Source organism: Mesorhizobium sp. M1328 (genome assembly GCF_040318075.1).
Taxonomy (GTDB): domain Bacteria; phylum Pseudomonadota; class Alphaproteobacteria; order Rhizobiales; family Rhizobiaceae; genus Mesorhizobium.
Map to the genome: position 1 here is coordinate 150,073 of NZ_JAMYLO010000008.1, position 20,004 is coordinate 170,076.

General features: G+C 63.6%; 21 protein-coding genes. 16 read left to right on the plus strand and 5 right to left on the minus strand.

Translation table 11 applies throughout. The features are described from left to right. Positions 1-6: 6 nt before the first annotated feature. Entirely contained in the window at positions 7-1,104 is a 1,098-nt protein-coding gene (locus tag NKH23_RS16945; RefSeq protein WP_352912855.1) for a lactonase family protein, read from the minus strand. A gap of 190 nt (positions 1,105-1,294) precedes the next feature. On the opposite strand from NKH23_RS16945, the gene NKH23_RS16950 reads away from it, so the two are divergent. The 8 genes from NKH23_RS16950 to NKH23_RS16985 are packed head-to-tail and all read left to right on the plus strand — an operon-like array spanning position 1,295 to position 8,829. Further along, positions 1,295-1,846, plus strand: coding sequence for a MaoC family dehydratase (locus NKH23_RS16950; RefSeq protein ID WP_352660477.1), 552 nt, complete (start codon positions 1,295-1,297; stop codon positions 1,844-1,846). A gap of 3 nt (positions 1,847-1,849) precedes the next feature. Next, positions 1,850-3,010, plus strand: coding sequence for a CaiB/BaiF CoA transferase family protein (locus NKH23_RS16955; RefSeq protein WP_352912856.1), 1,161 nt, complete (start codon positions 1,850-1,852; stop codon positions 3,008-3,010). Continuing rightward, complete coding sequence (locus tag NKH23_RS16960) at positions 3,007-4,173, plus strand: extracellular solute-binding protein (RefSeq protein WP_352717789.1); 1,167 nt, start codon at positions 3,007-3,009, stop codon at positions 4,171-4,173. Before NKH23_RS16955 ends, NKH23_RS16960 begins: the two co-directional genes overlap by 4 nt. A 21-nt stretch (positions 4,174-4,194) precedes the next feature. Beyond that, entirely contained in the window at positions 4,195-5,382 is a 1,188-nt protein-coding gene (locus NKH23_RS16965) for an ABC transporter substrate-binding protein (RefSeq protein ID WP_352717788.1), read from the plus strand. Positions 5,383-5,437: 55 nt separating this feature from the next. Continuing rightward, complete coding sequence (locus tag NKH23_RS16970) at positions 5,438-6,175, plus strand: ATP-binding cassette domain-containing protein (protein WP_352717787.1); 738 nt, start codon at positions 5,438-5,440, stop codon at positions 6,173-6,175. After that, positions 6,168-6,911 (plus strand): ATP-binding cassette domain-containing protein, encoded by a 744-nt coding sequence (locus NKH23_RS16975; protein WP_352717785.1) that lies wholly within the window; start codon positions 6,168-6,170, stop codon positions 6,909-6,911. Before NKH23_RS16970 ends, NKH23_RS16975 begins: the two co-directional genes overlap by 8 nt. Then, positions 6,908-7,858 (plus strand): ABC transporter permease, encoded by a 951-nt coding sequence (locus NKH23_RS16980; RefSeq protein ID WP_353016356.1) that lies wholly within the window; start codon positions 6,908-6,910, stop codon positions 7,856-7,858. Before NKH23_RS16975 ends, NKH23_RS16980 begins: the two co-directional genes overlap by 4 nt. Positions 7,859-7,863: 5 nt before the next feature. Beyond that, entirely contained in the window at positions 7,864-8,829 is a 966-nt protein-coding gene (locus tag NKH23_RS16985) for an ABC transporter permease (RefSeq protein ID WP_352912858.1), read from the plus strand. Positions 8,830-8,835: 6 nt separating this feature from the next. Here the strand turns inward: NKH23_RS16985 and NKH23_RS16990 are convergent, their stop codons facing one another. Both NKH23_RS16990 and NKH23_RS16995 read right to left on the minus strand, forming a co-directional pair. Continuing rightward, entirely contained in the window at positions 8,836-9,672 is an 837-nt protein-coding gene (locus NKH23_RS16990) for an amidohydrolase family protein (RefSeq protein WP_352912859.1), read from the minus strand. Between the two features lie 67 nt (positions 9,673-9,739). Beyond that, the gene (locus NKH23_RS16995; protein ID WP_352912860.1) at positions 9,740-10,528 is read right to left on the minus strand and encodes an IclR family transcriptional regulator; all 789 of its coding nucleotides are present in this window, start codon (positions 10,526-10,528) and stop codon (positions 9,740-9,742) included. A 156-nt stretch (positions 10,529-10,684) separates the two neighbouring features. Here NKH23_RS16995 and NKH23_RS17000 point away from each other — a divergent pair, with 156 nt between their 5' ends. The 8 genes from NKH23_RS17000 (at position 10,685) to NKH23_RS17035 (ending at position 18,012) form a co-directional block, all read left to right on the plus strand. After that, a complete protein-coding gene (locus NKH23_RS17000) occupies positions 10,685-12,001 on the plus strand; it encodes an ABC transporter substrate-binding protein (protein ID WP_352912861.1) in 1,317 nt (438 codons plus the stop codon). Between the two features lie 140 nt (positions 12,002-12,141). Then, positions 12,142-13,038: a carbohydrate ABC transporter permease gene (locus NKH23_RS17005; RefSeq protein WP_352660447.1), complete on the plus strand. Its 897-nt coding sequence runs from the start codon at positions 12,142-12,144 to the stop codon at positions 13,036-13,038. A gap of 2 nt (positions 13,039-13,040) precedes the next feature. Next, complete coding sequence (locus tag NKH23_RS17010; protein ID WP_352465970.1) at positions 13,041-13,907, plus strand: carbohydrate ABC transporter permease; 867 nt, start codon at positions 13,041-13,043, stop codon at positions 13,905-13,907. A 1-nt stretch (position 13,908) separates the two neighbouring features. After that, positions 13,909-15,006, plus strand: a complete 1,098-nt coding sequence (locus NKH23_RS17015; RefSeq protein WP_352912862.1) for an ABC transporter ATP-binding protein — start codon at positions 13,909-13,911, stop codon at positions 15,004-15,006. A gap of 4 nt (positions 15,007-15,010) precedes the next feature. After that, positions 15,011-16,123, plus strand: a complete 1,113-nt coding sequence (locus NKH23_RS17020; RefSeq protein ID WP_352912863.1) for a mandelate racemase/muconate lactonizing enzyme family protein — start codon at positions 15,011-15,013, stop codon at positions 16,121-16,123. A 9-nt stretch (positions 16,124-16,132) separates the two neighbouring features. Beyond that, positions 16,133-16,462, plus strand: coding sequence for an L-rhamnose mutarotase (locus NKH23_RS17025; RefSeq protein ID WP_023676093.1), 330 nt, complete (start codon positions 16,133-16,135; stop codon positions 16,460-16,462). Next, complete coding sequence (locus tag NKH23_RS17030; protein WP_352717774.1) at positions 16,455-17,531, plus strand: Gfo/Idh/MocA family protein; 1,077 nt, start codon at positions 16,455-16,457, stop codon at positions 17,529-17,531. The genes NKH23_RS17025 and NKH23_RS17030 overlap by 8 nt, the downstream gene beginning before the upstream one ends. Before the next feature lies 1 nt (position 17,532). Next, the gene (locus tag NKH23_RS17035; protein WP_352717773.1) at positions 17,533-18,012 is read left to right on the plus strand and encodes a MaoC/PaaZ C-terminal domain-containing protein; all 480 of its coding nucleotides are present in this window, start codon (positions 17,533-17,535) and stop codon (positions 18,010-18,012) included. Between the two features lie 234 nt (positions 18,013-18,246). Here the strand turns inward: NKH23_RS17035 and NKH23_RS17040 are convergent, their stop codons facing one another. Further along, complete coding sequence (locus NKH23_RS17040) at positions 18,247-19,203, minus strand: C-terminal binding protein (RefSeq protein WP_352717771.1); 957 nt, start codon at positions 19,201-19,203, stop codon at positions 18,247-18,249. A gap of 12 nt (positions 19,204-19,215) precedes the next feature. Next, positions 19,216-19,974, minus strand: coding sequence for an HpcH/HpaI aldolase family protein (locus NKH23_RS17045; protein WP_353035094.1), 759 nt, complete (start codon positions 19,972-19,974; stop codon positions 19,216-19,218). Positions 19,975-20,004 lie beyond the last annotated feature (30 nt).

Here is a 20,004-nt window from a genome sequence, read left to right on the forward strand (position 1 = left end):
ATCACGTCAACGCACGATCCTCACGCACATCGGTGTGCCGATGTCGATGGAGCGGCCGGTGTCGCTCAGCCGGCCGGTTGCGGCATCACGGGCGAAAATCGAGATGCGGTCGGCATTCTGGTTGGCCGAGAACAGATGGCCGCCCGAGGGCGTCAGTGCCAGATTGCGCGGCGTGGCACCGCCGCAAGGCGTATAGCCGACAAGGGCAAGCCTGCCGGTTTGCTGGTCGATCGAAAACACCACTATGCTGTCATGGCCGCGGTTGGAGCCGTAGAGAAAGCGGCCGTCAGGCGAGATCTGGATGTCGGCGCAGTGATTGCCGTCGCGCGCCTCGGGCGGCACGGCCGGCTTGCTGTCGATCACCGTAAGCTTGCCTGATCCTTCGTCCAGCGCAAGCGAGACGACCGTCGAATCCAGCTCGTTCATGACGAACACGAAGCGGCCGCCCGGATGCAGCGCCAAATGGCGCGGACCCGCGCCCGGCGCAAGCTCCGACTCGGCGAGCTTCGTCAGGCTGCCGTCTGGCCCGATGCGGTAGGACACCAGCCGGTCGATGCCGAGGTCGGCGACGATCGCCATGCCGCCGGAAAGCGTCTCGGTTACGCTATGGGCATGCGGCCGCTCCTGGCGGGCCGGGTCCGGTCCGGTCCCGCTATGGGCAACGCTCGACAACGGCGCTGTCAGGCCGCCATTCTCACCCAACCCATAGACCACGACCGAGCGATCGGGGCCGCCCTCGCCCATGCCGTAATTGGCGACCAGCAGCTTCGTCCGGTCGCGCGTGATGGTGTTGTGCGCCGTGATGCTGCCCAGCGTCGGCTGCTTGTTGATGTAGGACAGCGTGGCGGTCTGCCTGTCGAAACGGTAGGCCGAGACCACCCCTTCGCGCCAGGTGAACACTTCTGAATTGGGATAGATGTGGGAGCCGTCCGGCGTCACCGACAGGAAGGTGGGATTGTCGATGTCTCCCGTCTCGGCCAGTTTCTTCGTCTGCAGCGTCCCTTCGTCGAAACTGTAGACACCCAGCCCGATGCCGCGCGCGCCCTGAAAATACGGGGCGTCGCGATTGAGGCTGCCGACGAAAACCAGACAGGCATTCTGCATCACTTCCTCCCTTGTTCCGCCGGCATTGGCCGCGACGGAGCAGGCAAAATTTCGCCGAGACTCGCTTGCAACACAACCCCATATGTGAAAATACTATTCACAAAAGAAGATTGACGGGAGGATCGATCATGCATTTCGCTGGTCTGCGGCGCGCCCTGATGGACGATTCCCGCTCCCAGAGGAAGTCGTCATGAGCGGCTTCGCGCCGACCGTTGGCGTGGCATCGACACACCCCGCCAACATGCCTAGGGATCACGCCGACCTTCCCGTCTGGAACGCGGAGAACTGGTTCTACGAAGACTGGCCGGTCGGCCAGAAGATCCGTTCGCTGCGCCGGACCATTGCCGAGGGCGACAGCCATCTCTTCAACACGCTGGTGCTCGACATCCATCCATACGTGCAGGACCAGATGTTTGCCGAAACGGAAGGCATTTTCGGCAAGCGGCTGGTCGCTGGCGCCTTCGTGTTCTCGGCCGGGCTCGGGCTCGTCGCCACCAATTGCATCAACGCCTTTTCGTATGGCTACGACAAATTGCGCTTCATCAAGCCGGTGTTCATCGGCGACACGATTTATTCGATCCGCTCCAACCTCGACAAGAAGCCAAAATACAAGGAGATGGGGCTGATCCGCGCCAGCTATGAAGTCTTCAAGGGTGAAGGCGAGCTCGTGCTTTATTGCGAGCACCTGCAGACGGTGAAGTACCGCAATCCGGCCGATTTCGCCGGCAAGACGGAGAAATAGGCAATGGCTGCCATTGCCGAACTGCCGCTGACCGGGCTCATCGTTGTCGATATGAGCCAGTTCCTGTCCGGGCCCTACTGCTCGCTCAGACTGCTCGACCTCGGCGCCCGCGTCATCAAGATCGAACGGCCGGATGGCGGCGACCTGTCGCGCCGGCTCTATCTCAGCGACACCGAGATCGGCGGCGATTCCACCATTTTCCATGCGATCAACCGCGCCAAGGAAAGCCTTGCAATCGACTTGAAGGACGAGGCCGATCTTGCGGCACTGCGCGGCCTGCTGGCCAAGGCCGACGTGCTGATCCAGAATTTCAGGCCCGGCGTCATCGAACGACTGGGCTTCGATTACGAGGCGGTGCGCAAGATCAATCCGCGCCTGGTCTATGCCTCGATCAGTGGCTACGGCGAGGAAGGCCCGTGGGTCAAGCGGCCCGGGCAGGATCTGCTGGCGCAGGCCCGCTCCGGCGTGATGTGGCTGAACGGCGACGAGGACCAAGGGCCGGTGCCCTTCGGCCTGGCGATCGCCGATATGCTGGCGGGCTCCGCCGCCGCGCAAGGCATTCTCGCGGCACTGGTGCGGCGCGGCGTGACCGGCAAGGGCAGCCATGTCGAGACCAGCCTGCTCGAAGCGCTGGTCGACTTCCAGTTCGAGGTGCTGACCACGCATCTCAATGACGGGCGCCGGCTGCCGCGGCGGTCGAGCTTCCGCAGCGCGCACGCCTATCTCTCTGCGCCCTATGGCGTCTATCCGGCCAAGGGCGGTTATCTGGCGATCGCGATGACACCGATCTCGAAACTCGCCGATCTCCTCGGGCTCGAGGAGCTTGCGCCCTATCGCGACCAGCCGTCGACCTGGTTCACCGCCCGCGACGAGATCAAGGCGATCATCGCGCAAAAAATCGCGACCAGGACGGTCGATGAGTGGCTCGGTATCCTCGAGCCCGCCGACATCTGGTGCGCCAAGGTTTTGACCTGGCCGGAAATGATGGCCAGCGAAGGCTTCCAGGTCCTCGACATGTTGCAGACGGTGACGCGCGAGGATGACGTTTCGATCCTCACCACGCGCTCGCCGCTCAGGGTCGACGGCATCCGCGCCAAGGTCGAGCGGGCCGCGCCACGCATCGGCGAGCACAGCGCAAAAATCCGCGAGGAATTCGGGCTGTGAGCGACGTCACGCTCAAAGGCATGACCTGGAGCCATCCGCGCGGCTATGACCCAATGGTCGCCTGTTCGGCGCTGTGGAAGGAACGGACCGGCGCCACTATCGAATGGGACAAGCGCTCGCTGCAGGATTTCGAATCCTTCCCGGTCGAGGAACTGGCCCGTACCTATGATCTGATCGTCATCGATCATCCGCATGTCGGCCAGATCACCGCCGAGAATTGCTTGGCGCCGCTCGATGTCGCCGGCCGGGAAGCCGAACGTGCAGCACTTGCGGCGGGCAGTGTCGGCCGGTCCTTTCCGAGCTACAACTGGCAAGGCCGGCAGTGGGCGTTTCCGATCGACGCGGCCAGCCAGGTGCAGGCATGGCGGCCCGACATGCTTTCGGCTGCGCCGGCGAGCTGGGCCGATGCGCTCGATCTGGCGCGGCAAGGCCGCGTGTTGTTGCCGCTGAGGCCGCCGCATTCGCTGATGGTGTTCTACACGCTTGCCGGCAATCTCGGCCGGCCCGCCGGTGAAGGCCCTGGCGACCATGTGGATCCGGCAACGGGCAAGCAAGTCTTCGAGATGATGCGCGAGATCGCGGCCCTCGTCGACCCGGCCTGTCTTGACATGGATCCGATCGCGGTTCTGGAGCAAATGGCCGGATCCGTCTCGCGGATCGCCTGCGCACCGCTGATCTATGGCTATGTCTCCTATGCCATCGCCGGGTTTCGAGCCAACCGCCTCGCTTTCGCGGATATCCCGGCCGCGGGCAATGCCGGCCCCAAAGGCTCGGCGCTCGGCGGGACCGGCATTGCCGTGTCGGCGTTTTCGAAGGCCAGGCAGGCAGCAATCGACTTCGCTTACTGGATCACCAGCGGCGAGGTGCAGCGCGGCCCCTATGCGTCGGCCGGCGGCCAGCCCGGCCACGCCGCGGCCTGGGAGGATGCCGCCGTCAATGCAGCCACCGGCAATTTCTACAAGGACACGCGGGCCACGCTCGAAGGTGCCTGGGTCAGGCCGCGGCACGACGGCTACATGGCGTTCCAGCAGGCGGCGTCCGATCGCATCAATCTCGGCCTGAGCGAAGGGCACAATGCCGCTCGCGTCGTTGCCGATCTCAATCGCCTGTTTCGGGAAAATCTTTCGACGCAGGTGTCCGGCGTTGCCGGCGGAGGAGCCTGAAACAACCGAACGGAGGAGAACATGAACAGCCTGATCCGCGGCCTTATGGCCGCAACCGCACTTGCATCGGTCACGACCATAGCCTGCGCTCAAGACGTTTCGGGCGTGATTGCTGGATTGCCGACCGAACTGAAGGCACAATATGACGGCGCGCCTCAGAAGGTGCTGCCGTCGGCCTGGGATAATTTCACGCCGCCGCCAAAGCCGTGGAAATGGTGTCACTCCGAGTCCTACCAGGGCAATCCGTGGCGCGTCACCGTCACCAAGGAGTTGAAGCGGCTGGTCGACGGGCTGATCGCCGACGGCACCGTGGCGAGCTTCGAAGTGTCGGATTCCAACAACGACGCCAGTCAGCAGATCAACCAGATCCGCGCCTTCATCGACAAGAAATGCTCGATCATCACCTCGATCCCCGGCTCGGCGACGGCGCTGGACGATGCCATCGATGCCGCAGCCAAAGCCGGCATCCCCTTCATCACGGCAGCCGGGTCGGTGACCAGCCCGAATGCCATCAACGTCGATTCCAACTATGCGCGCTGGGGCTACGACATGATGACGGCGATCGGCAAAGCAATGCCGGACGGCGGCAGCGTGCTTCTGGTCGAAGGCATTGCCGGTCACCCGATCGTCGTGCAGGAGCGCCAGGGCGCCGACAAGGCACTGGCCGAGAACACGAAGCTCAAGGTCTCGCGCAGCGTCAACGGCAACTGGACTGCGAACGTCACCAAGACGGCGGTTCTGCAGGCGATCGCCACCAATCCGGCGCCGATCGATGCGGTGTGGACGACGGGCAGCGAAAGCCGTGTCGTTGCCGAGGCCTTTGCCGAGGCCGGCCGCCCCGCCCCACTGATCACCGGCTCGATCACCGGCGATGCGCTCGGTTACTGGAAGGCCAATCCCGACAAATACCGCTTCGAAGGCCATGCGGTGCTGCCGCACTGGACGGCCGAGACGCTGTTTCGTGTCGGCGTGCGCATGCTGGATGGACAGAAGCCCAAGCTCAACACGCTGCTGATCCCGATTCCGCCGGTGCACAATGCCGACCTCGGCGCCTGGTACAAGGACTGCATGACGCCAGACGCCGTCTCGATCTTCCCGGTCCCGCCGAAGGACCCGATGCCGGAGGAATGGCTCGATGCCTACTTCGCCAATCCGGCACCGACCAAGGGCTGGGATTATTCGAAGGTGCCGGACGCCTGCGCCAAGTAGGATATGAAAGCCGGCTCCGCACCAGCGGTGCCGGCTTTCTCCATCAGGATTGCTCATGCTGGAAGTCCAGGCCATCTCGAAACGCTACGGTGAGACGATTGCGCTGGCCGATGCCTCAATCGCATTCCGCGCCGGCACGATCCACACCATCCTGGGCGAGAATGGTTCGGGCAAGAGCACGCTGGTCAAGCTGCTGTCGGGAATCGTCCAGCCGGACAACGGCGCGATCCTGCTCGACGGAGTGCCCTTTGCCGGCCTCTCGCCGGCGGCGTTCCAGGCCGCCGGGTTCGCCACCGTGTTCCAGGAAGTGCTGATCGCGCCTGACCGTTCGGTCACCGACAACATCCTGCTCGGCCTCGACGGCCTGCTGACGCGCACCGTGCCGCGCGCCGAGCGGCGGCGATGCGCGCAAGCGGTGCTGAAGCGCTTCGCTGTGACCGAGATCCCGCTCGACCAGTTGACCGGGCAATTGCCGCTTGCGGTTCAGCAATTGGTGGTGCTCGCCCGCGCCGTGGTCCGTAGCCCGCGCATTCTCATCCTCGACGAGGTTACGGCGGCGCTCGACTTTGCCGACCGCGAGGCGGTCTTTGCCATGATGCGCAAGCTTGCCTCGGAAGGCTGCCTGATCCTGTTCATCACCCATCGCATGGACGAGGTGATGGCGCTTTCGGACCGGATTTCCGTGCTGCGCGGCGGCAGCGTGGTGACGACTGAGGAACGCGGCACGTCCACCGCATCCGAGCTTCTCAAGGCGATGGCGCCACGCACGGCGGCGGTGCTGGCGCATGGCTGATCGCGCCAGCCTTTCGGTGCGCGGCCTGGTGATCGCGCCGGGCGCAAGCCCCATGACGCAAACCATTGCGCCGGGCGAGATCGTCGGCCTTGCAGGTCTCGACGGCCATGGACAGGAGCGGTTCCTGAAAGTGCTAGCCGGTCTGGAACGCTCGGCTGGCGGCGAGGTGACCGTCGAGGCGCCAACCGGAGCGCGCGCGATCACCAATTTCCGCAAGGCGGTCGCCGGCGGCATCGCCTATTTGCCGCGCGACCGGCGCACCACCGGCATTTTTCCGACCCAATCGGTGCTCGACAATTTTGCCGTCTCGACGCTGTCGCGCGATATGCGTTTTGGCCTGCTCAGCTTCGCCGCGCGGCGGCAGCGCTATGAGAGCTATCGGGACAGACTGTCGATCATCGCGCCACGGCCGGACGCCCCGATCACCACGCTTTCCGGTGGCAACCAGCAGAAAATCCTGCTGGCCCGTGCACTGGCGCTGGAACCGGCGATCCTGCTGCTCAATGATCCCACGCGTGGTGTCGACGTGGCGACGCGCCATGTCCTTTATGACGTGTTCCGCAGCCTTGCGGCGGACGGGATGGCGCTTGTCATCCTGTCGAGCGAGATCGAGGAGATCCTGCTGCTTTGCCATCGCGTGCTGGTGTTCCGCGAACAGCAGGTGGCGGCTGAAATCACCGGAGACGCGATGAAAAGCGATGCGGTGATCGCCGCCATGTTCGGTCGCGCCGCATGAGCGGGTTGCGGCGCATGGCGGCGCGATGGCGCGGCGCTGGCTTTGCGACAGTGCTGCTGGCGATCCTGATCGCGGTCAATCTGCTGCTCAATCCGGCGCGCTTCCAGCCTGCCGCCTGGGGCGCGCTGATCGGGCTCGCCGCGCCGCTGATCGGCGCAGCGCTCGCCTCGGCTCCTGTGATCCTCGCCGGGCGCGGCGGCATCGACATTTCCGTCGGGCCGCTGATGGGCTTCGTCAATGCGATGGTGATCCAGCTGCTGTTTCTCAGGCTTGGCATGTCTTCGCCGCTGGTCATCGTGCCGGCGGCGCTTCTGATCGGCGCGATCGTCGGCGCCGCCAACGGCGTTCTGGCGACCATCGTCCGCATCCAGCCGATCGTTGCGACGCTCGGCACCTATCTGATCCTCACCGGCATGACGCTGACCATCCTGCCGGCGCCGATCGGGCCGGCGCCGGGCTGGCTGAAGGCGATGGCTGGACCCTGGTCGGCACTGCCGCTGGCGCTGATCTTCCTGTTCTGGTGGCTGGTGCGGCAGACGCCTTATTACGACCAGCTGATGGCGGTGGGCAGCGACGACCGCGCCGCTTACACGGCCGGCGTTCCAGTCACCAAAGTGCGTTTCATCGCCTATGTCATGACCGGCATACTTGCCGCCTGTGCCGGCCTGATGCTGACCGCCTTGATCGGTTCGGCCGACCCCAATATCGGGCCAACCTACACGCTGATAGCGATTGCCGCGGTGGCGCTCGGCGGCGTCAGTCTTGCCGGCGGACGCGGCGGGCTCGCCGGGGCCGCGATCGGCGCTATCGACATCTTCCTGCTGCAGAGCGTGCTGACCGCCTTCAACGTCTCCACCTATGTGCTGCAGATCGCCTATGGCGCGATCCTGGTTGTGGCCGTGATCATGACGGCGCTGCAGGAGCGGCTATCAGGGCGGAAAGGCTGAGAAGCATGCGCCAGACCTGGTTCCAATCCACCAATGCCCGCGTCGCCGGTGCCTTTGCCGTCGCTGTCGCCTTGCATCTCCTTGGCACCTTGCTCATTCCGGGCTACTCCCAGCCCTTCGCCATTCGGGCACTGTTGGTGATCGCCTCGCTGCTGGCGGTGGCATCGATCGGCCAGACCCTCGTCGTCATTCTCGGCGGCATCGATCTGTCGATCCCGTTCATCATCGGCTTTGCCAATGTCGTTGCCGCACAGCTCTACGGCGGCGGCTGGAATTTTGCTCTTGTCTGCGCGGTCGTCGTCGCGCTCGCCATACTGATCGGGGCGCTGAACGGCCTGATCTCGCGCGGGCTCGATATCCACCCGCTGATCGTGACGCTCGGCGTCGGCATGATCGTGCAAGGTGCTGTCCTGTTGTGGACCGGCGGCTTTCCATCCGGATCGGCGCCTGCAGCGGTTTCCGCCTTCGTTTCGATTGGCGGTTCGGTCGGACCGCTGCCGGTGCCGGGGCTGGTGCCATGCGTCGCGGTGCTGACCTTGCTGGTGGCGCTGGTGCTGGCGCGCACGCCATACGGCCGCCGTCTCTATGCGCTGGGCAGCAACCCAGGTGCTGCGCCGCTGGCGCTGATCGATCCAGTCCGAATGTGGACGGTCACCTATGCCGCGAGCGCCTTCTTTGCCGCCGCGGCCGGCGTGCTGCTGCTCGGCTTCACCGGCTCCGCCTATGGCGATGTCGGCCAACCCTATCTGTTCCAGACGATTGCGGCAGTGGTGGTCGGCGGCGCCGCCCTTGTCGGCGGCCGCGGCAGCTATTTCGGCACCGTTGCCGGCGTGCTGGTGCTGACGGAGATCAACACGCTGCTGATCGGCCTCGGCTTCCGGCCCTCGACGGTGCAGGCGGCACTTGGCCTGGTCATCGTGCTCCTGGTTTCGCTCTACGGCCGCGAGCGGCACGTGTCGGCGACCATCTGAGCCGGCCTACAAACTCCACAGCCGCTTGGCGTTGCCGGAGAGCAGCTTTCGCCGTTCATCGGTGCTGGTGCCGGCAAGCAGCGCGTGCGTTGCCGCAATCCAGGTCGCAAGCCCGCCGCCGAGCGTGCAGACCGGCCAGTCGCTCCCCCAGACGACGCGGTCCCAGCCGAAACATTCGATGGTGTGCTCGACATAGGAACGCAGCGTTTCGACAGTCCAGGATCCGGCATCCGCATAGGCGACCACACCGGAAATTTTGCCGACGACGTTCGGTCGCCGCGCGATCTCTGCCATATGCTCGCGCCAGGGGTGCTCGGCACCACCCTTGATGTCGGGCACGCCGCAATGGTCGAGCACGAACTGCACGTCCGGCGCGAGGTCGGCGAGTGCGATCGCCTTGGGGATCTGGTGGGGCAGAACGACGAGGTCGAAGGTCAGGCCGCTGCCGGCTAGCCGCTTGATGTTTTCGCGGAACAGCGCGCCTTCCGAGAGCTCATCCGGCATGACGTGCAGCACCCGGCGAAAGCCTTTGACGAAAGGATCGGCGCGCTGGCGCTCGAGATAAGCGGCAAAGCCTGGCTCTTCCGGACGGCAGGAGGCAATCGCTCCCCTCAGCAAACTGCCCTTTTGCTGCGAGAGCGCTTTGACATGGCCGGTTTCGGCCTCGATGTCTGCTGGATCGACATCGACCTCCATATGCAGTGCGCCCTCGATGCCTGCGCGGCGGGCCTGGACTGCATATTCGTCGTAGGAGAAATCGCGGTTGAGCGCCGGCACGCCGGCCAGCCAGGGATAGCGCAGCGCGGACTGGTCGATCAGGTGCAGATGAGTGTCGAAGATCATGGTGGCGCTCTCCTCCTTGGCGACGTCGAGATCATCTCACGGAGAAATTGTTCATTCAAATAAGAATTTATCTCGATTGCTTGACGGTCGATCCCGCCAGTTGCGACAGCTTTTCGGTCGCTGCCAGCAACAGCTCTATCGTCCTGGTGATGTCGGGCGCCTTGAGTGCGTTGACCAGGGTTATGTACGGGATCGACAGTGCGGCGATCGCCTTGCCGTCTGAGCCGAGAACGGGCGTCGACAGGTTGAACACGCCGGCCGTCTGCATCGACGCCATCATCTCGTAGCCGCGTTCCCTAATCTGGTCGAGGCGAGCAAAGAATTCCGGCGACTGCGGCGGCTTGTCGGTGCTGCGCAGATGTTCGGAGATCATCATCTGCCGCTCTTCCGGCGGGCGGAACGCCAGCAATACATGGCCGGACCCGGTGTCGAACAGGCTGATATGCGAGCCGACGCGGATAGAGATGCCCCAGTAATCCGGCGCTTCCTGCTGGGCAATGACCACGGCGGAACCGCGATCGAAGACGACGAGCTGATTTGCCTGCTGTGTGGTTTCGGCCAGTTCGCGCATCAGCGGCGTCGCATAGGAAACCAGCCGGCGCACCGGCGCGTGCAGCTGCGTCAGGCCAAACAGCTTGAGCGTCAGCGAATAGCGGTCGCCATCGGGACGCGTGACGTAGCCGCGCCGCACCAGCCGATCCAGCATGCGGTAGAACTCATTCGGGCTGCGGTCGAGTTTCTTGGCGATTTCCGCCTGCGTCAGGCCGCCGTCGACGCCGGCCAGCAGCTCGAGGATGTCGAGCCCCTTGTCCAACGCCGGGGCTCGATAGCGCTCGTCTTCCTCGTCCTCTGCCATTGGGCTTCTCCAGTGAATTTCACATTTCATATACGCATAACGGTTGCTTCCGGAAGAACTTTCGGCTTGACGATCCTATAAATGTTTTGTTTGTATATGAATGAAGCTGCCGATCGACCCCACTATGGATCGACGCAGACCCTTGGGAGGATACCAATGACGAAACTGTTTTGCGGCCTGTCGGCCGGCGCAACGCTGCTCGCACTGGGTGCGAGTGCCCTTGCTGCCGACCTGCCCGGCAAATTCGACGGCGTCACTATCGACGCCAAGCTGATCGGCGGCCAGCAATATGAAGGGCTCTACGCGCGCATCGGCGAATGGGAAAAACTGACCGGCGCCAAGGTCAACGTGATCTCGAAGAAAAACCACTTCGAGCTCGACAAGGAGATCAAGTCGGACATCGCCTCCGGCAGCATCAACTGGTGCGTCGGCTCCAACCACTCGTCCTTCGCGCCGCAATATCCTGATATCTACACCGATCTCAACAAGCTGCTGCCGAAGGAGGAGATCGACGCCTTCGTGCCGTCGACGATCAAGGCCTCGACGCTCGAGGGCAAGCTGGTAATGCTGCCGCGCGCGCAGTTCGACGTCTCGGCGCTCTATTACCAGAAGAGCCTCTACCAGGACGAAGCCAAGAAGGCCGCCTACAAGGCCAAATACGGCAAGGACCTGACACCACCCGACACCTGGGACGAGGTCGCCCAGCAGGCGGAATTCTTCGCCAGCCCGCCCGATTTCTATGGCACCCAGTTCGCCGGCAAGGAAGAGGCGATCAACGGCCGCTTTTACGAGATGCTCATCGCCGACGGCGGCGAATACCTCGACAAGGATGGCAAGCCGGCCTTCAACTCGGAAGCCGGCGTGCACGCGCTCGACTGGTTCGTCAATCTCTATAAGGCCAAGGCGGTGCCGGCCGGCACCACCAACTATCTGTGGGACGATCTCGGCCAAGGCTTTGCCTCAGGCACCGTCGCCATCAACCTCGACTGGCCGGGCTGGGCAGGCTTCTTCAACGATCCAAAGTCGTCGAAGGTCGCCGGCAATGTCGGCGTGAAGGTGGCGCCGAAGGGATCGGCCGGCATTCGCACCGGCTGGTCGGGGCACCACGGATTTTCGGTCACCGAAAACTGCGCCAGCAAGGAAGCTGCGGCGTCGCTGGTCTGGTTCCTGACCAATGAGGACAGCCAGAAGCTCGAGGCGGCAAGCGGCCCACTGCCGACCCGCACGGCGGTGTGGGACTGGGACATCCAGCAGGCGGCCAGCGATCCCTATAAGAAGGAAGTGCTGGCGGCTTTCCAGGAAGAGGCAAAGCACGCTTTTGCCGTGCCGCAGACACCTGAATGGATCGAAATCTCCAACGCCGTCTATCCCGAATTGCAGGCCGCCATCCTTGGCGACAAGACCTCCAAGCAGGCGCTGGACGACGCTGCCGCCAAGGCCACGCAAATCCTCGAGGACGCCGGCAAGCTTTGACCATTCTCCCAAGGGGCGCTGCGCTTATCGAAGAGCGGCGCCCCGCATTTTTTTCGGACCATGCGCAACACGCTTTGTCTTGATCCCAGCTCGCCAATGGCGGCCTTCGGTGTCCGGGCGCCAACCAGAACCGGATCGACATGAAAGGCTGGAGACCCTCGCCACCATTGCTGCTCCTGCTGCCGGCGGTGATCGTGCTGGCGGCGGTGGTGGTGGTGCCGTTGCTGCTTTCGCTCTACTCCAGCTTCACGCCGTTCCGGCTGACCAGGCCGGAGACGTTCTGGGTCTTCATCGGCGCGCGCAACTACGTCGCCATCCTGACCAGCCGCGCTTTCTGGGTCGCCTTTGCCCGCACCGTGGTGCTGCTGACCGTCGCGCTCAACCTGGAAATGCTGATCGGGCTCGGGCTGGCCCTGCTGGTGGAGAAGGCATCGCGCGGCCAGCGGGTTCTGCGCACCATCATGATGTTTCCGATGATGTTTTCGCCGATCCTCGTGGGCTTCCAGTTCAAATTCATGTTCAACGACAATATCGGCCTGGTGAACAATGCCCTGCAGGGGCTCGGCCTGACCGACCGCGCCATCCCGTGGCTGATCGACGGCAATCTCGCCTTCATCGCCATCCTGATCGCCGAGATCTGGTCGTCGACCTCGGTGTTCGCGATCCTCATCCTGGCCGGGCTGCTGGCGATGCCGCGCGAACCGGTCGAGGCGGCCCGCGTCGACGGCTGCACGCCGTGGCAGACATTCCGCTATGTCACCTGGCCGTTCATCATGCCGTTTGCCTTCATCGCCATGACCATCCGTTCTCTCGACGTCGCGCGCGCCTATGACATCGTCAAGATCATGACCGACGGCGGCCCCGCCGGCCGCACCGAACTGGTCTGGACGCTCGTCGCCCGCACTGCCTACAGCGACGCCAGGATGGGAATGGCCAATGCCATGGCCTATTTCTCGATCCTGCTGTCGATCCTGTTCACCGTCTATTTCTACCGCAAGCTCGCCGCGGCGCGCACGCAGATCGCGGCGGAGTGGTGAGGATGGACCAGAACAGCCTGCATCGCGTCGGCAACAAAGCGCTCGGCATCGTTCACGGCATCGGACTGTTCCTGGCCATGCTGGTCATCTGCCTGCCCGGCATCTGGATCGTGCTGTCGTCGCTCCGGCCGACCGTCGAGATCATGGCCAAGCCGCCGGTGTGGATCCCGCAGCAACTCTCGCTCGACGCCTACATCGCCATGTTCAGCGGCGTCGGCCAGGGCGGCATTCCGGTGCTCGACTACTTCCGCAATTCGCTGATCATCTCGGTGACCTCGACGGTGATCGCCATCGTCATCGGCATGGCCGGCGGCTATGCCTTTGCGCGCTATCGCTTCCGCGCCAAATCGGCGATGTTCCTCGGCCTGATGCTGACGCGCACGGTGCCCGGCATCGCACTGTCGCTGCCGCTGTTCTTCGTCTTTGCGCGGCTCGGCATCATCGATACGCATTTCGGGCTGATCCTGGTCTATGTCGCACTCAACGTGCCCTTCACCGTCTGGCTGATCGACGGCTTTTTCCGCCAGGTGCCGAAAGACCTCGCCGAGGCGGCGCAGATCGACGGCTGCACGCGCTGGCAGGCCTTCTGGCAGGTCGAGTTTCCGCTCGCCGGCCCCGGCATCGCCTCGGCCGGCATCTTTGCCTTCCTCACCTCCTGGAACGAGTTCGCGCTCGCCTCGCAGCTGACACGCTCGATCAACTCCAAGACCCTGCCGGTCGGCCTGCTCGACTATACGGCCGAATTCACCATCGACTGGCGCGGCATGTGCGCGCTGGCCGTGGTCATGATCATACCGGCGCTCACGCTTACCTTCATCGTCCAGAAACATCTCGTCGGCGGCCTCACTTCCGGCGCGGTGAAAGGCTGACATGGCAACTGTATCGCTCAAGAAACTCACCAAGAGCTATGGTCCGGTGGCGGTGGTGCACGGCATCGACCTCGAGGTCGCCGACCGCGAATTCATCGCGCTTGTCGGGCCGTCCGGCTGCGGCAAGTCGACGACCCTGCGCATGATCGCCGGCCTCGAGGCGATCAGCGACGGGGTCATCGAGATCGGCGGCCGCATGGTCAACGACCTGCCGCCGCGCTCGCGCAACATCTCGATGGTGTTCCAGTCCTACGCGCTCTATCCGCATATGACGGTGCGCGAAAACCTGGGTTTCTCACTAAAAATAGCCGGCGCCGCGAAAGATGAAATGGACCGCCGCGTCGCCGAGGCGTCCGGCATTCTTGGCCTCGACCAATTGCTCGACCGCCGGCCGTCGCAGCTGTCGGGCGGACAGCGCCAGCGCGTCGCCATGGGTCGCGCCATTGTGCGCGATCCCGACGTCTTCCTGTTCGACGAGCCGCTTTCCAATCTCGACGCCAAGCTTCGGACGCAGATGCGCACCGAGATCAAGAAACTGCATGCCAAGGTCCGGTCGACGGTGATCTACGTCACCCACGACCAGGTCGAAGCGATGACATTGGCCGACCGCATCGTCATCATGCGCGACGGTTTCATCGAGCAGGTCGGCACACCCGACGAGGTCTTCCGCCGGCCGCAGACACGCTTCGTGGCCGGCTTCATCGGCTCGCCGCCGATGAATTTGCACGAGGCGGTTGTCGACGACGGACAGCTGCTGTTCGCCAGCGGCGAGAGATTGCCTCTGCCCAGCCAGTTCAAGGCCAATGTCGGAACCGGCGACAAAGTCGTGTTCGGCCTCAGGCCCGACGACATCTATCCGACGGGACACGGCATCAGTTCCGGCGAAGAGGTCGACGTCCACCAGGTGGAACTGCCGGTGACCGTCACAGAACCACTCGGCAACGAGACGCTGGTGTTTGCCGAATTCAACGGCAGCGACTGGGTATCGCGCATGCTCAATCCAAAGCCGCTCAAAGCCGGCGACCGGGTCAAGATGAGCCTGGACCTGTCGCAGGCCCATCTGTTTTCTGCCGAAACGGGCAAGACATTGCGAGGTTAAAATCATGGCAAAGATCGAGAAAGTCGAACTGCGGATGGTCGACCTGATGCCTAAGGTCAAGCGCACCGATGCCATCCAGAGTTTTGTCTCGCAGGAAACACCGATCGTCACCATCACCGATGCCGACGGCGCGGTCGGCACCGGCTACAGCTATACGATCGGCACCGGCGGCTCGTCGGTGATGCGGCTGCTGGCCGACCACCTTGCACCGCGGCTGATTGGCCGCGACGCCGACATGATCGAGGCGATCTGGCACGAGCTGGAGTTCGCCACCCATGCCACGACGATCGGCGCGATCACGGCAATCGCGCTCGCGGCCATCGACACTGCGCTTTGGGATCTGCGGGCGAAGAAACAGGGCCTGCCGCTGTGGAAGCTGGCCGGTGGCGCCAAGGACCGCTGCCCGCTTTACACGACGGAAGGCGGCTGGCTGCATATCGAGAACGGGGCGCTGGTCGAGGATGCACTGGACGCCAAGGCCAAGGGCTTTCGCGGCTCGAAGGTCAAGATCGGCAAGCCGCACGGCTCCGAGGATCTTGCCCGCCTGACGGCGGTGCGCCGGGCGGTTGGAGACTCCTACGAGATCATGACCGACTGCAACCAGGGCTTTTCGGTCGACGAGGCAATCCGCCGGGCCGAACGCTTGCGTGAACTCGACCTCGCCTGGATCGAGGAACCGCTGCCAGCCGACGACATTGACGGCCATGTGCGGCTGTCGAATGCCACATCGACGCCGATCGCCATCGGCGAGTCGCTCTATTCGATCCGGCATTTCCGCGAATATATGCAAAAGGGCGCGTGTTCGATCGTGCAGGTCGATGTCGGCCGCATCGGCGGCATCACGCCGTGGCTGAAGGTGGCGCATGCAGCCGAGGCGTTCGACATACCGGTCTGCCCGCATTTCCTGATGGAACTGCATGTCAGCCTGACATGCGCCGTTCAGAACGGCAGATATGTCGAGTATATTCCCCAGCTCGACGAGCTGACCGGGAAGAAAATGCGTATCGAGGACGGGCACGCATTGGCGCCGGACGAGCCCGGCATCGGCATCGACTGGGACTGGGATGCGATCAAGGCGAAGAGCATCGCGGAATTCACCACGCCGATAGTAAAATAGGAGTCGGACATGCAGCGAATGGGAATGGTGCTCGGCCTCAAGCCGGAGAAAGTCGCCGAGTACGTGCGGCTTCACGCTGCTGTGTGGCCGGACGTCCTCAAGATGATTTCCGCCTGCAACATCAAGAATTATTCGATTTATCTGAGGGAGCCGGAGCACCTTTTGTTCAGCACCTTCGAGTACCACGGCACCGACTATGCCGCCGACATGGCCAAGATGGCCGCCGACCCCACGACGCAGGAATGGTGGGCGCTGTGCATGCCATGCCAGGAGCCGCTGCCGACCCGCAAGGAGGGTGAGTGGTGGGCGTCGATGGACGAAGTCTTCCATTATGACTGATGACATTTTCGATCCTTCCTCGCTCTCCCAGGCCTGGGCACAGCCGTCAAAGCCCAGGCCGATCGTGATTTTCGGCGCCGGCTCGATCGTCGGCGATGCGCATTTCCCGGCCTATGGGAAAGCCGGTTTCCCGGTTGCCGGGCTTTTCGACCCCGACCTGGCCAAGGCGGAAAAACTGGCGCAGAAATGGGGCGTCACCGCTTACCGGTCGCTCGAGGAAGCTGCGTCAATCAAGGACGTCGTCTTCGATCTGGCGACGCCGCCGGCCTATCATGCCGGCGTGCTCAGGGCGCTGCCCGATGGTGCGGTGGCGCTGATCCAGAAGCCGATGGGAAGTGACCTCAGCCAGGCGACCGAGATCCTTGAAATCTGCCGTTCCAAAAACCTCAAGGCGGCGGTGAATTTCCAGCTGCGCTTTGCGCCGATGATGCTGGCGCTCAAGGATGCTATCGCCAAGGGCTGGCTCGGCGACGTGGTCGATTTCGACGCATGGCTGGCGCTGGCAACACCCTGGCAGCTCTGGGAATTCCTGTTGCAGGCGCCGCGCGTCGAGATCGCCATGCATTCGATCCATTATCTCGACCTAATCCGGCAATTGCTCGGCGACCCCAAGGGGGTTCACGCCAAGACACTGGGCCATCCCGGCCATAAGGTTGCGCAAACGCGCACCAGCGCGATCCTCGACTATGGCGACACCGTCCGCTGTGCGCTGTCGATCAACCACGATCACAAATTCGGTCGAAAACACCAGGCCTGCGAATTCCGCATCTGCGGCACCGAAGGCGCCGCTTACCTCAAATTAGGCGTCAACCTCGACTATCCGCGCGGCGAGCCGGACATTCTCGAAATCTACCCCAAAGGCGGCACGGACTGGATTGCGGTTCCACTCGTCGGCGCATGGTTTCCGGACGCCTTTGCCGGCCGCATGGCCAATGTCCAGCGCTACGTGTCGGGCGAGGACGCCGAGCTTGTCAGTTCCGTCGAGGACGGCTGGAACACCATGGCGCTGGTCGAAGCCGCCTACCAATCGAGCGCGGCGCCGGCAACACCGATAGCGGCGAGGCCCTGACATGGAGCAGACGATCTACTTTGAGGACTACCAGATCGGCTCGTCGCGCATGACCAGCGGGCGCACCATCACCGAGACCGACTTCGTCGTCCATGCCGGCCATACCGGCGATTTCTTTCCCCACCACATGGACGCCGAGTTCATGAAGGCGACGCCGTTCGGCCAGCGCATCGCCCACGGCACGCTGGTCTTTTCGGTCGGCGTCGGGCTGACGGCAAGCGTCGTCAACCCGGTTGCCTTCTCCTATGGCTACGACAGACTGCGCTTCATCAAGCCGGTGTTCATCGGCGATACGATCAGGACCCGCACCACCATATCGGCCAAGGAAGACGACCCGAAGCGGCCCGATTCAGGCCGGGTCGTCGAGCGCTGCGAGGTGATCAACCAGCATGGCGACGTGGTGCTGGTCGCCGACCACATCTACATCGTCGAGCGTCGCGACAAGCCGAGCAGAGCCTCGACCGATCGCGCTGAAACCTAAAGACAAAAAAACCGCCTTGCGGCGGCTCCTCGGTGCGAATCAGCACCATACGCAAATTAGTAGCTGCCGGCACAAAGCAAGAACAAAATGTGGCACTGTCGGCAAAAAATGCGAATTCACATCACCCACTCCCGTCTTTATCCGCTTGCCGAGGTCGCGCTCAAGGGCGCCTGCCCCCGAACGTTAAGGTGGAACTGTCGACAGGCAGCGGATGGTGCCGACATCGGGAATTGGTCATATCCGGTTGACCGGATATACCGGCTTGCCGCCGCGCAGGACCGCTGCGACATCGGCAAACACCTTGTTGCGAACCTCCGCGTAAGACTGGGTCGAGTAGTGCGCCGCGTGTGGACTGACCAGGACGGCGTCCAGCGCCAGCAGCGGATTGTCGGGCGAAGGCGGCTCCTGCTCGAATGTGTCGATGCCGGCGCCTGCCAAATGGCTGCGCCGGATCAAATCCGCCAACGCGACCTCGTCAACCAGGCCGCCACGGGACACGTTGATGAGCATCGCCCCTTCCTTCATGCGCGAGAGGGCTTGCGCCGACATGATGTTTCTGGTTTCCGGTGTCGCTGGAACATGCAACGAGACGATGTCGGCCCTGGCAAGCAGCTCATCGAAACCGACCGGTTCAGCACCGCCGGCCGTAATGCGCTCCGCCGGCATATGCGGGTCGTATGCGATGATATGAAAGCCGAAGACCCGCGCCCGCTCGGCAGTCAGCCGCCCGATCTGGCCGAAGCCGATCACGCCGAGGATCTGCCTGTCGGGCCGCGTGATGCCGGCGCCATCGGTCATTGCAGCCCAGCGGCCGGCACGCACCGCGCTGTCGAACTGCTTCAGCCTGCGCGTCAAGGCCAGGATCAGGGCCATAGCGTGGGTGCTGACTTCAACCAGATTGGCGTCCGGCACGTAGGTTACCTGAACACCGGCACGGCTGGCGGCCTCGACGTCGATCGAGTCGAGCCCTACGCCGAACCGTCCGATGACCTTGAGCCTCTTCAGTTCCGCCAAGACGCGACCCGTGATCGGCTCCCGCAATACCATCAATGCGTCGGCGTCGCGGCAGTGTTCGATCAGGGCATCTTCCGTGAGCAGCGTCTTTTCGACAAACTCGACGTTCAAGCCGTCGAGGTAGCGCAGCTGCTCCTCCTCGACTGACAGCACACCGTCGGTCTTGATGATCTTCATGCCAGACTCTTGCTATGAGGCGCTGCGCGCCGAGACGACGCCGGCGGCAAGGCCGGCGCCGAGAAACATCGTATCGCTAGCCAGCATGTAGAAGCTGATGCCGTGCCGCGACCATTTGCCGACATCATCCGCCGAAGGGCGAAAGATGCCGACGGCCTTGCGGGCCGCACGCGCCGCGGCCGCGATCCTGATAATCGCGGCATTGAGCTTGTCCTGGCCGGCCGGCCCCATGGCGTCGATCGAGACCGACAGGTCGCCTGGGCCAATGAAGACCACGTCGACGCCGTCGACCTGGACGATGTCGTCGATGTTGGCGAGGCCTTCGGCCGTCTCGACCTGGATGGCGACCGTCAGGACCTCGTTGGCCGATTTGAGGTAGTCCGGAAGCCTGTAGCCATAACCGGCGGCGCGGCCCGGGCCGACACCGCGTGCGCCGACCGGCGGGTAACGGCAGGCCATGACCGCCATGCGCGCTTGCTCGGCCGTCGAGACGCGCGGCACCAGGACGCCCGACGCGCCGGCGTCGAGCGCAGCCGCCATCCACTCCGGCGTGTGGCCGGGAACGCGCACCATCGCAGGAACCTTGTGGACATCCGCGGCGCGGATCAGATCCTCGATCAGCTCGCGGCCAATCTGCGAATGCTCCCAGTCGATGCACAGGAAATCGACCCCGCTGGCAGCCGCCACTTCGACCGCCACCGGATGCGGGATGGCGCAGAAGGTGCCGATGAGGCGATCGAGAGAGACACATTTCTTGCGAAAGTCGTACATGAAATCTCCAGAAATTTTTCGGCGTCGGCA

Excerpts from the sequence above, each read along its gene's own strand:
- NKH23_RS16975 (WP_352717785.1), top strand. The coding sequence starts at position 6,168 with ATGGCTGATCGCGCCAGCCTTTCGGTGCGCGGCCTGGTGATCGCGCCG.
- NKH23_RS16985 (WP_352912858.1), top strand. The coding sequence starts at position 7,864 with ATGCGCCAGACCTGGTTCCAATCCACCAATGCCCGCGTCGCCGGTGCC.
- NKH23_RS16955 (WP_352912856.1), top strand. The coding sequence starts at position 1,850 with ATGGCTGCCATTGCCGAACTGCCGCTGACCGGGCTCATCGTTGTCGAT.
- NKH23_RS17020 (WP_352912863.1), top strand. The coding sequence starts at position 15,011 with ATGGCAAAGATCGAGAAAGTCGAACTGCGGATGGTCGACCTGATGCCT.
- NKH23_RS17035 (WP_352717773.1), top strand. The coding sequence starts at position 17,533 with ATGGAGCAGACGATCTACTTTGAGGACTACCAGATCGGCTCGTCGCGC.
- NKH23_RS17025 (WP_023676093.1), top strand. The coding sequence starts at position 16,133 with ATGCAGCGAATGGGAATGGTGCTCGGCCTCAAGCCGGAGAAAGTCGCC.
- NKH23_RS17045 (WP_353035094.1), bottom strand. The coding sequence starts at position 19,974 with ATGTACGACTTTCGCAAGAAATGTGTCTCTCTCGATCGCCTCATCGGC.
- NKH23_RS16995 (WP_352912860.1), bottom strand. The coding sequence starts at position 10,528 with ATGGCAGAGGACGAGGAAGACGAGCGCTATCGAGCCCCGGCGTTGGAC.
- NKH23_RS16945 (WP_352912855.1), bottom strand. The coding sequence starts at position 1,104 with ATGCAGAATGCCTGTCTGGTTTTCGTCGGCAGCCTCAATCGCGACGCC.
- NKH23_RS17010 (WP_352465970.1), top strand. The coding sequence starts at position 13,041 with ATGGACCAGAACAGCCTGCATCGCGTCGGCAACAAAGCGCTCGGCATC.
- NKH23_RS17015 (WP_352912862.1), top strand. The coding sequence starts at position 13,909 with ATGGCAACTGTATCGCTCAAGAAACTCACCAAGAGCTATGGTCCGGTG.
- NKH23_RS17030 (WP_352717774.1), top strand. The coding sequence starts at position 16,455 with ATGACTGATGACATTTTCGATCCTTCCTCGCTCTCCCAGGCCTGGGCA.
- NKH23_RS16990 (WP_352912859.1), bottom strand. The coding sequence starts at position 9,672 with ATGATCTTCGACACTCATCTGCACCTGATCGACCAGTCCGCGCTGCGC.
- NKH23_RS16965 (WP_352717788.1), top strand. The coding sequence starts at position 4,195 with ATGAACAGCCTGATCCGCGGCCTTATGGCCGCAACCGCACTTGCATCG.
- NKH23_RS16970 (WP_352717787.1), top strand. The coding sequence starts at position 5,438 with ATGCTGGAAGTCCAGGCCATCTCGAAACGCTACGGTGAGACGATTGCG.
- NKH23_RS16980 (WP_353016356.1), top strand. The coding sequence starts at position 6,908 with ATGAGCGGGTTGCGGCGCATGGCGGCGCGATGGCGCGGCGCTGGCTTT.
- NKH23_RS17005 (WP_352660447.1), top strand. The coding sequence starts at position 12,142 with ATGAAAGGCTGGAGACCCTCGCCACCATTGCTGCTCCTGCTGCCGGCG.
- NKH23_RS17000 (WP_352912861.1), top strand. The coding sequence starts at position 10,685 with ATGACGAAACTGTTTTGCGGCCTGTCGGCCGGCGCAACGCTGCTCGCA.
- NKH23_RS16950 (WP_352660477.1), top strand. The coding sequence starts at position 1,295 with ATGAGCGGCTTCGCGCCGACCGTTGGCGTGGCATCGACACACCCCGCC.
- NKH23_RS17040 (WP_352717771.1), bottom strand. The coding sequence starts at position 19,203 with ATGAAGATCATCAAGACCGACGGTGTGCTGTCAGTCGAGGAGGAGCAG.